General features: G+C 61.0%; 14 protein-coding genes. 10 read left to right on the forward strand and 4 right to left on the reverse strand.

Annotated elements, in window-relative coordinates:
* The first annotated feature begins 67 nt into the window (after window positions 1-67).
* From JBO08_RS21235 to JBO08_RS21255, 5 genes are all read left to right on the forward strand, one after another.
* A complete protein-coding gene (locus JBO08_RS21235; RefSeq protein ID WP_139113269.1) occupies window positions 68-1,096 on the forward strand; it encodes a LacI family DNA-binding transcriptional regulator in 1,029 nt (342 codons plus the stop codon).
* Window positions 1,097-1,240: 144 nt separating this feature from the next.
* Complete coding sequence (locus JBO08_RS21240; protein ID WP_065876357.1) at window positions 1,241-2,023, forward strand: sugar phosphate isomerase/epimerase; 783 nt, start codon at window positions 1,241-1,243, stop codon at window positions 2,021-2,023.
* Window positions 2,016-2,957, forward strand: coding sequence for a sugar kinase (locus tag JBO08_RS21245; RefSeq protein ID WP_065876358.1), 942 nt, complete (start codon window positions 2,016-2,018; stop codon window positions 2,955-2,957). Before JBO08_RS21240 ends, JBO08_RS21245 begins: the two co-directional genes overlap by 8 nt.
* A 45-nt stretch (window positions 2,958-3,002) precedes the next feature.
* A complete protein-coding gene (locus JBO08_RS21250; protein WP_065876359.1) occupies window positions 3,003-4,295 on the forward strand; it encodes an MFS transporter in 1,293 nt (430 codons plus the stop codon).
* Entirely contained in the window at window positions 4,292-5,269 is a 978-nt protein-coding gene (locus JBO08_RS21255) for a D-glycerate dehydrogenase (protein ID WP_220074923.1), read from the forward strand. The genes JBO08_RS21250 and JBO08_RS21255 overlap by 4 nt, the downstream gene beginning before the upstream one ends.
* 131 nt (window positions 5,270-5,400) lie before the next feature.
* Here the strand turns inward: JBO08_RS21255 and JBO08_RS21260 are convergent, their stop codons facing one another.
* Window positions 5,401-7,026 (reverse strand): methyl-accepting chemotaxis protein, encoded by a 1,626-nt coding sequence (locus JBO08_RS21260; protein ID WP_065881563.1) that lies wholly within the window; start codon window positions 7,024-7,026, stop codon window positions 5,401-5,403.
* Window positions 7,027-7,260: 234 nt separating this feature from the next.
* Here JBO08_RS21260 and JBO08_RS21265 point away from each other — a divergent pair, with 234 nt between their 5' ends.
* The 3 genes from JBO08_RS21265 to JBO08_RS21275 are packed head-to-tail and all read left to right on the forward strand — an operon-like array spanning window position 7,261 to window position 9,719.
* Window positions 7,261-8,688, forward strand: coding sequence for a nucleobase:cation symporter-2 family protein (locus JBO08_RS21265; RefSeq protein WP_065876362.1), 1,428 nt, complete (start codon window positions 7,261-7,263; stop codon window positions 8,686-8,688).
* 12 nt (window positions 8,689-8,700) lie between these two features.
* Window positions 8,701-9,162: an LEA type 2 family protein gene (locus tag JBO08_RS21270; protein WP_025857294.1), complete on the forward strand. Its 462-nt coding sequence runs from the start codon at window positions 8,701-8,703 to the stop codon at window positions 9,160-9,162.
* A 5-nt stretch (window positions 9,163-9,167) separates the two neighbouring features.
* Window positions 9,168-9,719 carry a GNAT family N-acetyltransferase gene (locus JBO08_RS21275; protein ID WP_065889709.1) on the forward strand — a complete coding sequence of 184 codons (552 nt, stop codon included), beginning with the start codon at window positions 9,168-9,170 and terminating at the stop codon, window positions 9,717-9,719.
* Between the two features lie 22 nt (window positions 9,720-9,741).
* On the opposite strand, the gene JBO08_RS21280 is transcribed toward JBO08_RS21275, so the two are convergent.
* Entirely contained in the window at window positions 9,742-10,668 is a 927-nt protein-coding gene (locus JBO08_RS21280; RefSeq protein ID WP_065876364.1) for a carbon-nitrogen hydrolase family protein, read from the reverse strand.
* An 81-nt stretch (window positions 10,669-10,749) separates the two neighbouring features.
* Between JBO08_RS21280 and JBO08_RS21285 the strand changes: the two genes are divergently transcribed.
* The gene (locus JBO08_RS21285) at window positions 10,750-11,664 is read left to right on the forward strand and encodes a LysR family transcriptional regulator (protein ID WP_065889707.1); all 915 of its coding nucleotides are present in this window, start codon (window positions 10,750-10,752) and stop codon (window positions 11,662-11,664) included.
* Here JBO08_RS21285 and JBO08_RS21290 read toward each other — a convergent pair.
* Entirely contained in the window at window positions 11,636-11,890 is a 255-nt protein-coding gene (locus JBO08_RS21290) for a hypothetical protein (RefSeq protein ID WP_049708634.1), read from the reverse strand. The genes JBO08_RS21285 and JBO08_RS21290 overlap by 29 nt on opposite strands.
* 163 nt (window positions 11,891-12,053) lie before the next feature.
* On the opposite strand from JBO08_RS21290, the gene JBO08_RS21295 reads away from it, so the two are divergent.
* Complete coding sequence (locus JBO08_RS21295) at window positions 12,054-12,374, forward strand: YqjD family protein (protein ID WP_010172915.1); 321 nt, start codon at window positions 12,054-12,056, stop codon at window positions 12,372-12,374.
* Between the two features lie 34 nt (window positions 12,375-12,408).
* On the opposite strand, the gene JBO08_RS21300 is transcribed toward JBO08_RS21295, so the two are convergent.
* Window positions 12,409-13,446: an Ldh family oxidoreductase gene (locus tag JBO08_RS21300; RefSeq protein ID WP_065876366.1), complete on the reverse strand. Its 1,038-nt coding sequence runs from the start codon at window positions 13,444-13,446 to the stop codon at window positions 12,409-12,411.
* Between the last annotated feature and the right edge of the window lie 264 nt (window positions 13,447-13,710).

Below are 13,710 nucleotides of genomic sequence, written 5' to 3' on the forward strand. Positions count from 1 at the left end.
TTTCCTCATTTGATGGTTTCCTGAAACCGGTTTCAGTCATTCCAATAAAAATAGAAGGTCGATGACCGTGAACAACTTTTCTGCCGCCCAGCGCAGCCGTGTGACCATGCTTGACGTGGCCGAGCGCGCCGGCGTGTCCAAGGCCAGCGTGTCGCGCTTTATCGGCGACGACCGCGCCCTGCTCTCCGATGCCATTGCCCTGCGCATCGAGCAAGCCATCGAACACCTTGGCTACCGTCCCAACCAGATGGCCCGAGGCCTTAAACGCGGCCGCACCCGCCTGATCGGGATGTTGGTGGCCGATATCCGCAACCCCTATTCCATTGCCGTGATGCACGGCGTCGAAACCGCCTGCCGCCAGCACGGCTACAGCCTGGTGGTGTGCAACACCGACCGCGACGACGAGCAAGAACGCCAGCACTTGGCGGCGCTGCGTTCGTACAACATCGAAGGGTTGATCGTGAACACCCTCGGCCATCACGTGGACCAACTGCTGGAACTGCAACGGGAAATGCCACTGGTGCTGGTGGACCGCAAGGTCGAACCGCTGCACAGCGACCTGGTCGGCCTGGACAACCCGGCGGCGGTGCGTATGGCGGTGGAACACCTGGCGCTACAGGGTTACCGCGATGTGCTGCTGGTGAGCGAAGCCACCGACGGCACCAGTTCGCGGTTGGAGCGCCTGGAGAGCTTCAAGGCTGAGGTTGCCAGCCGCCCGGCGTTGACCGGTGCGGTGCTGGAGCTGGATGGCGAGCTGGAAACTCATCTGCGCACTTTCCTTGCCAAACCCGGCACCAAAGCGTTGTTCTGCGCGAACGGCGTCGCCGCGCTGGCCTGTACCCGTGCGCTCAAGAATCTAGGCTGCAACCTGTTTGAGGATGTCGGTCTGATCGCCCTGGATGACCTGGATTGGTACCCGCTGGTGGGCACTGGCATCACCGCCCTCGCCCAGCCGACCGAGGCGATTGGCGCCACGGCGTTCGACTGTTTGCTCAAGCGCTTGCGCGGCGATACCGAGCCAACGCGTACCGTGGATTTCTTGCCACAACTGATCATTCGCGGCTCAACCCAGCCTCAGCGAGGAAACACCCCGTAGCAGCTGTCGAGCCCGAGCGAGGCTGCGTCGGCGGTACATCAGAGACACCGCTGACGCAGCCTCGCCGGGGCTCGACAGCTGCTACGCCACTCTTATTTCAACATTTTCGTATAAAAATGAAACCGGTTTCAGAGGTACACAACAATGCATAAATACCCCGTTTCCATCAGCCTTTCCAGCTACGGCGCCGACTTGGTACGCCAGCAGGGCCAATTGAGTTTTGTCGAGATACTCACCGCCGCCGGCGCCCAGCGCATCGAATGGCGCGAAGAGCTTTTAACGGATGAACAGCCTACCGAACTGGCCCAGGCCGCGGCGCAGCAGGCTCTGGAATCGGTGTTCTCGTCCCCCTTGGAGCTCTGGGTCGCCGGCCGCGCCCAACCCAATGCCGAACTCGCGGCGACCCTGGATCGGGCACAGGCGTTTGGCTCACGCTGGTTGAAAGTTTCCCTCGGCTACTTCACCGACACCAACGACCTGGAAAGCTTGCACGCCCTGCTCAGCCGCCACCCGGTCCAACTGCTGGTAGAGAACGACCAGACCCTGCACGGCGGCCGGATCGAGCCAATGCAACGTTTCTTCACCGAGGTGGAACGCCTCGGCCTACCGGTGAAAATGACTTTCGATATCGGCAACTGGCAATGGCAGGACCAATCCGCCCTCACCGCCGCACGCCTGCTGGGCCGACATGTGGATTACCTGCACTGCAAGGCGGTGGCCCGCCGCGCAGATGGCAAGTTGGTCGCCCTGCCGCCTGGCGCCACCGACCTGCATCTGTGGGAACAACTGCTCAAACACATGACTCCAGGTATTACCCGGGCCGTGGAATTTCCGCTGCAAGGTGATGACTTGATCGAAATCACCGCGCAACAAGTCGCCGCCCTCACCCTGCTGGGCCAACCTCGTGCGGAGAATGCGCATGTCTGAGATCGATATCCTCTCGTTTGGTGAAACCATGGCGATGTTTGTCGCCGAGCAAACCGGCGATCTGGCCGACGTGGCCCAATTCCATAAACGCATCGCGGGCGCCGACAGCAACGTCGCCATTGGCCTGTCGCGCCTGGGCTTCAACGTGGCCTGGCTGAGCCGGGTGGGCAACGATTCCCTCGGGCGTTTTGTGGTCGACACCCTGAAGAAAGAAGGCCTGGATTGCCGGCATGTGGCGGTCGATACGTTGCACCCCACCGGTTTTCAGCTCAAGTCCCGCGAAGAGGACGGCGATGATCCCCAAGTGGAGTACTTTCGCAAGGGTTCAGCGGCCAGCCATCTGTCGATCGCGGCCATCAGCCCTGCCTTGCTGCAAGCCCGCCATCTGCATGCCACCGGTATTCCGCCGGCGTTGTCTGAGGCGACGCGTGAGCTGTCCACCGAATTGATGACACAAATGCGCAAGGCCGGGCGCAGCGTGTCGTTCGACCCCAACCTGCGCCCGTCGCTGTGGCCCGACCAACAAACGATGATCCGCGAAATCAACGCCCTCGCGGCTCTTGCTGATTGGGTGCTGCCGGGGTTGAGTGAAGGCCGTTTGCTCACCGGTTTCGATGACCCGGCCGACATCGCCGCGTTCTACCTCGACCAGGGCGCCGAAGCCGTGGCCATCAAGCTCGGCCCGGACGGCGCCTACTACCGCACCCAGATGGACCAAGGCTTTGTCGCCGCCGTGCGGGTGGACAAGGTCGTGGACACGGTCGGCGCCGGTGACGGTTTTGCCGTGGGCATGATCAGCGCTCTGCTGGAAAACCTCAGCTTCCCCGAGGCGGTTCGGCGCGGCAACTGGATAGGCAGCCGCGCCGTGCAGAGCCGTGGCGACATGGAGGGTTTGCCCACCCGTTCAGAGTTACCCACCCGATCCGTCGCGTAACCCACACCCTGTTGCCACAACTACAACAAGCTCAGGAGCAACTCCATGGAAACCGTGAAACTCGCCACCCGCCGTTGGTGGTACATCATGCCTATCGTGTTTATCACCTACAGCCTGGCGTACCTGGACCGCGCCAACTATGGCTTCGCCGCCGCCTCCGGCATGGCCGAAGACCTGATGATCACCCCCGGCATGTCGTCGTTGCTGGGTGCACTGTTTTTCCTCGGTTACTTTTTCTTCCAGGTGCCGGGCGCGATCTACGCGCAAAAGCGCAGCGTTAAAAAACTGATTTTTGTCAGCCTGATCCTGTGGGGCGGCCTGGCTACCCTGACCGGCGTGGTGTCCAACGCCTACATGCTGATCGTGATCCGTTTCATGCTGGGCGTGGTGGAAGCGGCGGTGATGCCGGCCATGCTGGTGTACCTGTGCCACTGGTTCACACGTGCCGAACGTTCCCGCGCGAACACCTTCCTGATCCTTGGCAACCCGGTGACCATGCTGTGGATGTCGGTGGTGTCGGGCTATCTGGTGCAGCATTTCAGCTGGCGCTGGATGTTTATTATCGAGGGCCTGCCAGCGGTGCTGTGGGCGTTTATCTGGTGGAAGCTGGCCGATGAGCGTCCAAAGGATGCCAAGTGGCTCAGCGATACTGAGAAACAAGACCTGGAAACCGCGCTGGCCGCTGAACAGGTCGGCATCAAAGCAGTGAAGAACTACGCCGAAGCCTTCCGTTCACCCAAGGTGATCATCCTCGCGCTGCAATTTTTCTGCTGGAGCATCGGCGTGTACGGTTTTGTGCTGTGGCTGCCGTCGATTCTCAAGGCCGGCTTGCAGATGGACATGGTCGAGGCCGGCTGGCTGTCGGCGCTGCCGTATCTGGCGGCGGTGATCGGCATGCTCGTCGTCTCCTGGGGTTCGGACAAGCTGCAAAAACGTAAGCGTTTTGTGTGGCCGCCGCTGCTGATTGCCGCCATCGCTTTCTACGCATCCTACGTACTGGGCGCCGAACACTTCTGGTGGTCGTACACCTTGCTGGTGATTGCCGGCGCCTGCATGTATGCGCCCTACGGTCCGTTTTTCGCCATCGTCCCGGAAATCCTGCCGGCCAACGTCGCCGGGGGCGCCATGGCACTGATCAACAGCATGGGCGCCCTCGGTTCGTTCGGCGGTTCGTACCTGGTGGGTTACCTCAATAGCAGCACCGGCTCGCCCGGCGCCTCGTACCTGCTGATGAGCGGCGCGCTCATGTTTGCGGTGGTGCTGACGATTTTCCTCAAGCCCGGCGCCAGCGACCGCTCGCCGGCGCCAACCCTGGAGTTGAAGGTAAAGCCCTCATGAAAAAGTCTGTCGTGTTGTACAAGAAACTGTCCGCGCCGCTGATGGCGCGCCTGCATGAAAAGGCCGACGTCACGCTGATCGAAGCGCTGGATGACGCTGGCCTGGCCAAGCTGCGCGACGCCCTGCCCGGCGCCCATGGCCTGCTGGGGGCCAGCCTGCGCCTGGATGCAAAACTGCTCGATCTGGCGCCGCAGTTGGAAGCGATCGCCAGTGTGTCGGTGGGTGTCGACAACTACGATATCGACTACCTGACGAGGCGCGGCATCCTGCTCAGCAACACCCCGGACGTGCTCACCGAAACCACCGCCGACACAGGCTTTGCGCTGATCCTCGCGACGGCCCGGCGTGTGGTCGAACTGGCGGATATGGTGCGCGCCGGCCAGTGGAACAAAAACGTTGGCCCGGCGCATTTCGGCACCGACGTGCATGGCAAGACCCTGGGCATCATCGGCATGGGCCGCATCGGCGAAGCCTTGGCCCAGCGTGGGCATTTTGGGTTTGGCATGCCGGTGATCTACCACAGCCACTCGCCCAAGCCGGCGGTGGAAGCACGCTTTGGCGCGCAGTACCGCAGCTTGAACAACTTGCTGCAACAGGCCGACTTTGTCTGCCTGACCCTGCCGCTCACCGCTGAAACCGAGAAATTGATTGGCGCGGAGGCGTTTGCACTGATGGGCCCGGAGACGATCTTTATCAATATCTCGCGGGGCAAAGTGGTGGATGAGGCGGCGCTGGTCGAAGCGCTGCAACAGCGCACGATTCGGGCGGCAGGGTTGGATGTGTTTGAGCGCGAGCCGCTGAATCACGATTCGCCTTTGTTGCGCTTGAACAATGTGGTGGCCACGCCGCATATCGGCTCGGCGACCCATGAGACGCGGGAGGCAATGGCCCAATGTGCGGTGGATAATCTGTTGCAGGCGTTGGCCGGGGAAAAGCCGCGAAACCTGGTAAATCCAGGGGCTTGGAAACGCTAACCCCTGACACACCACAAAAACCAATGTGGGAGCTGGCTTGCCTGCGATAGCGGTAGATCAGTCATTGAAGTACTGACTGACAGATTGCTATCGCAGGCAAGCCAGCTCCCACAGTTGACGTGCAGTGACTGTTAGATCACAAACCGCGCCACCATCCCATTCAAATCCACTGCCAACCGCGACAGCTCATGGCTGGCCGCGCTGGTCTGGTTGGCACCTGCTGCAGACTGAGTCGCCAGGTCGCGGATGTTCACCAGGTTGCGGTCCACTTCGCGGGAGACCTGGGCCTGCTCTTCCGAGGCACTGGCGATCACCAGGTTGCGTTCGTTGATCAGGCTGATGGATTGGGTGATCTGCTCCAAAGCCACCCCGGCGGCGCGGGCCATTTCCAGGGTGTTTTGGGTGCGTTGGTTGCTCTGCTGCATCGATTGCACGGCTTCACCGGTGCCGTTCTGGATACCGGCGACCATTTTCTCAATCTCTTGAGTGGACTGGGCGGTGCGATGGGCCAAGGCCCGCACTTCATCGGCCACCACCGCAAAGCCACGCCCGGCTTCACCGGCACGCGCCGCTTCGATGGCGGCGTTGAGCGCCAGCAGGTTGGTCTGCTCGGCAATCGCGCGGATCACGTCGAGTACCTTACCGATGTCGCGGCCCTGGGTAGCCAGGCCTTCGATCATCACGGCGGTATTTTGCACGTCCTGGGTCATGGTCTGGATCGCACCGACGGTGTCCATCACTCGGTCGCGGCCTTCGCGCGCGGCCTGGTTGGACTGCCCGGACGCTTCGGACGTCGACACAGCATTTCGTGCGACTTCTTCCACAGCGGCGGTCATCTCGTTGACTGCCGTCGCGGCCTGGTCGATTTCATTGTTCTGTTGTTGCAGGCCTTTGGAGGCTTCCTCGGTGACCGCGCTCAACTCTTCAGCAGCGGAGGCCAGTTGCGTGGCCGAACCGGCGATATGCTGGATGGTCTGGCGCAGGTTGGTTTGCATGGCTGCCAGCGCACTGAGCAACCGCGCCGGCTCATCCTTGCCATCGTCTTCGATGGGTTTGCTGAGGTCACCACTGGCGATGGTTTCGGCGACTGCCAGGGCCTTGCGCAGCGGCGTGACGATGCTGCGGGTGAGCAGCCAGGCCAGCAGCACGGTGAGCAATGCGGAAGCGACCGAAACGGCAATAACGCCGGTAATCGCACCTTCATAGCTCTGCCCTGCTTCGGCATCGGCGGTCTTGGCATCGGCCGCGTTGAGCGCGATCAGCTTGTTCAACTGTTCGCCCATCTGGTCGGTGCCGTCCTTGATGCGACTGTTGATCAGGGCGCGCATTTCATCGACCTTGCCTTGCTTGGACAGGGCAAGCATCTCAGCCTGGGCCTTGAGGTAGTTGTCCAGCGTCGTGACAAACGCGTTGTACACGGCCGCCTCCTCCGGGCCGGAAGGCAGCTCGTCGTAGCCAGCCTGGGCCTTCTTGACCTTATCAGCTAACACACCTATGCGGGTTTCGGCTTCCTGCAGGGCGGCCGGTTCGCGATTGACCAGCACACGGAACGACAGGATGCGAAGGCGCAGCACGTTTTCAGTGATGTTGCCCAGGAACGTCACGCTGGGCAGTTGGTTGGTCCCCATGTCCATGGAGGACTGGCGTATCTGCGTCATGCGGTTGACCGCAAACACCCCCAAAACAACCACTAACAGTGCAATGAACGCGAATCCGAGAAACGCTCGTGGGGCAATATTCAGCTGACGAAGGGACATAGGGGGCAGCTCTCAGAAATAGTGTTTGCGAGCATCCCTGCCGCGAAACGATCTGTCAGCGTCAACGCGCTGCTCAAACCTTGGTCACCACTGTTGTTATTGATATGTGGGCCTATACGAGGTATCGGCAGGCTTCGACGTTTTACGCAGGGTTTTATAAATATTTATTTACACTTCTGACGACTGGCCATTTCTGGCATCCTGCGCCTCCATTTTCTGACCCGAGCCCGCATTTTGTCTGACGCTCAAGCCCCCCGCCCGCGCTATAAATCCGACCTGATCTACGGCCTGGAAGACCGCCCACACTTCACTGCGGCGATTTTTGCCGCGTTGCAGCATGTGCTGGCCAGCTTTGTCGGCATCATTACGCCCACGTTGATCGTCGGTGGCGTGCTGGGCCTGGAAAGCGAAGTGCCCTACCTGGTGAGCATGGCGCTGTTTGTGTCGGGGCTCGGCACCTTTGTACAGGCACGCAAATTCGGTCCGATTGGCTCGGGTTTGCTGTGCCTGCAGGGCACCAGTTTTTCCTTTATCAGTGTGATTCTCAGCGCGGGTTTTATGGTCAAGGCCCGGGGCGGCGGCACGGATGAGATCCTCTCGACGATCTTCGGCATCTGCTTTTTCGCGGCATTTATCGAAGTGGTGCTGAGCCAGTTCATCGGCAAGCTGCGCAAGCTGATCACCCCGGTGGTCACCGGCACCATCATTACCTTGATGGGGTTGTCACTGATCAAAGTCGCGGTGACCGACATGGCCGGCGGCTTTGGCGCCAGCGACCTCGGCGCCGCCAGCAATATGGGCCTGGCAGCGCTGGTACTGCTGACCATCGTGGTGCTCAACCGTTTTAACAACCCGTTCCTGCGCCTGGGGTCCATCGTGATCGGCCTGACCCTGGGCTTCGTGGTGGCCTGGCTGATGGGCCGTGTGGACCTGGCGGCACTGCCACAGGTGCCGTTGATCAGCGTGCCGGTGCCCTTCAAGTACGGGTTCTCGTTCGACTGGGTGGCGTTTATCCCGGTCGCGGTGATCTTCCTGATTTCGCCCCTGGAAGCGGCGGGCGACCTGACCGCCAATTCGATGATTTCCCAACAGCCGGTCAAGGGCCCGCTGTATATCAAGCGCATCAAGTCCGGCCTGTTGGCCGATGGCCTCAACTCGGCGATGGCGGCCACCTTCAACAGCCTGCCGATGGTGACCTTCGCCCAGAACAACGGCGTGATCCAGTTGACCGGCGTGGCGAGCCGCTACGTGGCGTACTTTATCGCCGGCCTGCTGGTGTTGCTGGGGCTGTTCCCGATGATCGGCGCGGTGCTGCAATTGATGCCCAAGCCGGTATTGGGCGGCGCGACCCTGATCATGTTCGGCACCGTGGCCGTGGCGGGTATCAAGATCCTCGCCGAAGCCGGGTTGCACCGACGCAATGTGTTGATCGTGGCGATCTCCCTGGGCATGGGCCTGGGCGTTGCCGCTGTGCCGGAAGTACTGCGCGAGCTGCCCAAGGCGCTGCACAACATCTTCGAATCGCCGATCACCGTGGGCGCATTCTGTGCAATCCTGCTGAACATTTTCCTGCCGGAAGAGTTCATAGAGCTGGAAGAAGATGAATTTGATCCGGAGTCCTCGACCCTCAAGGTGATGCAGGACCCGGACGTCACGAAATAGGAGCACTGTTATATGCGCAAGCTCATGGTTCTATCGCTACTGCTGCTGACCCTGAGCGCCTGCGCGCTGTTCCCCAATCGCGACCCGGTGAACATCAACGTGGTGGGCATCGAACCCCTGCAAAGCCAGGATCTGGAAGTACGCTTTGCCGTGAAGCTGCGGGTGCAAAACCCCAATGAAACGGCGATTGACTACAACGGCGTGGCCCTGGACCTGGAGGTCAATGGACGGCCGTTGGCGTCTGGGGTGAGTGATCAGAGCGGGTCTATCCCTCGGTTTTCCGAGACGGTGCTGATGGTGCCGGTGAGTGTTTCGGCGTTTTCCGTGTTGCGCCAGACCTTGGGCCTGAGCCAAACCCAAAGCTTGAACAACCTGCCCTACGTGCTGCGGGGCAAACTGGCGGGTGGCTTGTTCGGTACGATGCGCTTTGTCGACCGTGGCACGCTGGACCTCCCGAATACGGTGACCTGGTAAACGCCATGCAGCCTGTATTGCTGACTGACCGCCTGATCCTGCGCCCGCTGACCCTCGACGATGCAGAGGGAATCCAACAGCAGTTCCCCCATTGGCAAGTGGTGCGCTACCTGAACGCCCTGGTGCCGTGGCCTTACCCGGCCAATGGTGCACACGCTTACCTGGAACAGATCGCCCTGCCCGCCATGGCCCGTGGCGAGGAATGGCACTGGTCGATCCGCTTGAAAAGCGCGCCGGAGCAGTTGATCGGCAATGTCAGCTTGATGGATGAGCCGGACAACAACCGAGGCTTCTGGCTCGGCCCACAGTGGCAGGGGCAAGGGTTGATGAGTGAAGCCAGCGCGGCGGTGACCGACTACTGGTTTGGTGTGCTTAAACGCCCGGTGATGCGCGTGCCCAAGGCCGCGCCTAACCGGGGATCGCGGCGCATCTCCGAACGCACAGGCATGCGTTTGATCAGGACGGAGAAAGGCGAGTTTGTCGAGGGCAGCTTCCCAAAAGACATCTGGGAAATGACCCGCGATGAATGGCTGAAATCCAAATCCCTCAGCCAATGAAAACCCATTTTTCTACCGCGTTTCAGTCCGTGATATAGCGCACGCCCGGCTTCGCTCGTTCATCCACCGTCAGCTCGAACACATCCGGCCGGGCGTAGTGCCCCACCACGTCATAGTCATACCGCGCTCGCACCAGGTCAGCCGTATCGATTTGCGCCGTCAACAACCCCGCCTTACCCAGCAAAGGCCCCGCTAAAATATCGCCCATCGGCCCGACAATCACGCTGCCGCCCGCGATCAACGGACGCTCCGACGGCCAGTTGGCCACCGCCACCCCCAGCGCCTCGGGCGAAGCCTGCACCTGACACGCACTGACCACAAAGCAGCGCCCCTCATGAGCCACATGGCGCATGCTCACCTGCCACATCTCACGCTCGTCCACTGTCGGTGCGCACCACACTTCCACACCCTTGGCGTACATCGCCGTGCGCAGCAGCGGCATCATGTTTTCCCAACACACCGCGCCGCCGATGCGCCCGACTGCCGTATCGATTACCGGCAAGGTTGAGCCATCGCCCTTGCCCCAGATCAGTCGTTCGGTGCCGGTAGGCATCAATTTACGGTGCTTGGCGACCAAGCCACCCGCCGGTTCGAAGTACAACACCGTGCAATACAACGTGCTGCCACTGCGCTCGATCACGCCAAGCACCAGGCTGGCACCGGTACGCGCCGACAGGCCGGCCAGCGCTTCGGTCTCGGCGCCCGGCACATCGATGGCATTGGCAAAATATCGGGCAAAGGCTTCCCGCCCCTCGGGCAGGCGATATCCCAGCTGCGTGCCGAAGCCCTCGCCTTTGGGATAGCCACCCAGCAATGCCTCGGGCATCACCACCAATTGCGCGCCGCTGCGCGATATTTCGTCTTCATAGGCGAGGATCTGCGCCAGGGTTTCAGCCTTGCCACCCGGCAAGGACCCAATTTGCAGGGCCGCTACAGTCGATACAGGCATCACGATCACTCCGAAGTCAGGGGTTGCCCATTCTCCCGTCAGCCTCGATCATGAATAAAGCCCACTTCAGTGCTGAATGATATGAGCCAAATGAATATCACCCAGGTCGACCTGAACCTGCTGAAAACCTTCGAAGCCCTGCATGATGAGTCCAGCGCCAGCCGCGCGGCATTGCGCCTGGGCGTTACACAATCGGCCATCAGCGCAGGTTTGCGGCGCCTGCGCGAGGTGTATGGCGATCAATTATTCGTGCGTACCGGACGCGGCCTGGCGCCGACCTTGCGGGCGAACCAGTTGAAACCGCTGATCAGTGAAGCGCTGGACCGCTGCCGACAGAGCCTGGCCATGGTTAATCCGGACAATCAGCAATATCAGGGCCGGTCCGTGGTGCTGGGTTTGTCCGATGACTTCGAAATAGCCTACGGCCGACGGCTGATGGATGAAATTACCCGACGCGCACCAAGACTGCGGGTGATTTTCCGTCAGACCCACAGCCAGATCGTGGCCGGAGCGCTGCTTGAGCGCACGTTGGACCTGGCGATTACCGCAGGCGGGTTCGCGCACAGCAGGCTGAGTCGCCAAGTGTTGGGGGAAGGTGATTATCGCTGCCTGGTGGACGCCGACCAGCCAAGCATGAGCCTGGACGAGTTCGTCACCCGCGAGCATGTGCTGGTGTCGTCAGGCGGGTTTATCGGGATTACCGACGAGGGCTTGGCGGCGCAGGGCCTCAGTCGTCAGGTGTGTGCGTCTACCAGCCACTTCGCCGCGCTGCCGTTTTTGCTCAAGGGCAGCCAGGCGGTTGCGACTATTCCCGGCCACGCCGCCGAAGTCATCGGTGCGATGACCGGTTTGCGCGTACTGGCGTGCCCGCTGGCCCTGCCGCGCTACCCGATCGAGCTGGGCTGGCGAACCCAGGCGCAGCTCGATCCGCTGTTACTGAAAGTGCGTGAAGCGATTGTGGCGAGCTTTACTTGGTCGCCGCCATCAACTTGTTGACCTCACTGCGCACCATGTTGGAAAACTCTGGCGGCGACATACCGTCAAGCTCGGCACGCACCCACTCGGCCCACTTGCCCTTGCGCTTGGCGCGTTCGCCGAACAACCGCGCGGCCTCGCCCTTGGCCTTGCCCAGGTTGCTTTGCCACAGGTCATAGAGGCGCGACTTTTCATCTTCCAGCTCGGCACGTTCGGCGAGGGTCTTGTTGGCGAGATTAAAGCTCATGTTGAATTTCCTGCTGTACAAATAGACGACATCTTACACTGTAGGTCGAAACATCCTGATTCGGATTTTGCTCGGGAGTGGGTGCAGGCAAAAAAACTGCAACTTTTACCAACGCCCGACACTCCATTGTTCACTGTCACATTCACCTGCAAGGAGTCACACAATGGCCCGCAAATCTGCCGCCCAAGCCGTCGAAGAGCAAATCAAGGATCAAGCGTTCAGTGAACTGACGGCGCTGATCGAAGAATCGGACAAACTGCTCAAAAGCAGCGCGTCGTTGGTAGGCGAAGAAGGCGAAACCCTGCGCGAACAGGTCGCCATCAAGCTCAAGCAGGCGCTGGATTCGGTGTCCAACGTGCGCGAACGCAGCAAGCCAGTGGTGGATGCCACCGAAACCTACATCGGTGGCCACCCTTGGCAGACCGTTGCGATTTCCGCAGGCTTTGGCCTGGTGGTAGGCCTGCTGTTGGGTCGTCGCAACTGATGTATAAAAAGGCTGCGCCCATGGCGCAGCCTGCTCAGCCGGCGGCCAAAGCCCGCAGGCCTTGCAACTCCTCAGCGTCCAAGACGATCCCTTCCTGCTCGGACCTGAGCCGCGTCCGGTGCCGCCGATCTCCCGGCAGACGCCGCAACCCTGCCGCATGCATCTGTCGCACCAGCTCCTGGCTGCGCTCGGCGAAGCTCTGCCCTGCGGTCTTGCTGGGGTCGATCACAATCAGCAACTGCCCTGTCCATGGCGTACGCGCTCCAGGATGATCGGACCAGTTGAATTCAAACGAGAAGTTCCCGCCGGTCAACGCCGCGGCCAGCAGTTCGACCATCATCGAAAGCGCCGACCCCTTGTGCCCGCCAAACGGCAACAGGGCGCCCCCTTCAAGAATCGCCTTGGGGTCCTGAGTCGGCTGACCCAACCCATCAACGCCCATGCCCAGAGGCAAACGCTCCCCTTTGCGCGCGGCAATCTGCACGTCACCATGGGCGATAGCGCTGGTGGCCAAGTCAAATACGATAGGTAAACCATCGGCGCGTGGGGCTGCGAAGGCGATAGGGTTGGTGCCGAACAGCGGGCGGTCGGCGCCGTGGGGCACCACGCAGGTCATGCTGTTGACCACGCTCAACGCCACCAGCCCCTGCTCGGCGAACGGTTCGACATCCGGCCATAAGGCCGCGAAATGATGGGAGTTATGGATCGCCATTAAGGCGATCCCGGCACTCCTGGCTTTTTCCACCAGCAGTGCACGGGCAGCTTCCAGGGCCGGCTGGGCAAAGCCGTTGGCGGCATCTACCCGCACAAACCCCGAGGCCACGTCGGTAACCTGCGGCACCGCACGGCCATCCACCCAGCCGCTGGCCAGGGTACTGAGATAACCGGGAATACGAAAAATGCCATGGCTATGGGCGCCGTCGCGTTCAGCGCTGGCACAATTGTGGGCGAGGATCGCAGCCACCTCAGGCGAGGTGCCATGGCGCTCAAAGACCTGTTGCAACAAGGCCACCAGCGCACTGAAGCTAATGGAGACATTGGAACTCTCAACGACCTTGGACGGCGTAGACATCTGAAGCTCCGAATTATGATTGGAAGGGGCGACAAGACGGGAGACTCGAGCCTGTGATTAAACAACGCGGCTTGCGCCTGCTGTCAATCAACGTTTGCCAGAGCACTTGTGTTTGCATCCGTTATCTAGCGCTGCAACGGCACCATCGCTGCCTAATCTTGCGCTCGAGACAGCCCCCTGGTGCTGAGAGAGCAACCCATGGCAAGCGTAACTCCTGCGTATTTTTTCGATGAGTTCCTGCGCCCGATCACTCGCAAACACTCT

It is taken from the genome of Pseudomonas sp. LAP_36 (assembly GCF_019456785.1).
In the GTDB taxonomy this organism is placed as follows: domain Bacteria; phylum Pseudomonadota; class Gammaproteobacteria; order Pseudomonadales; family Pseudomonadaceae; genus Aquipseudomonas; species Aquipseudomonas tritici.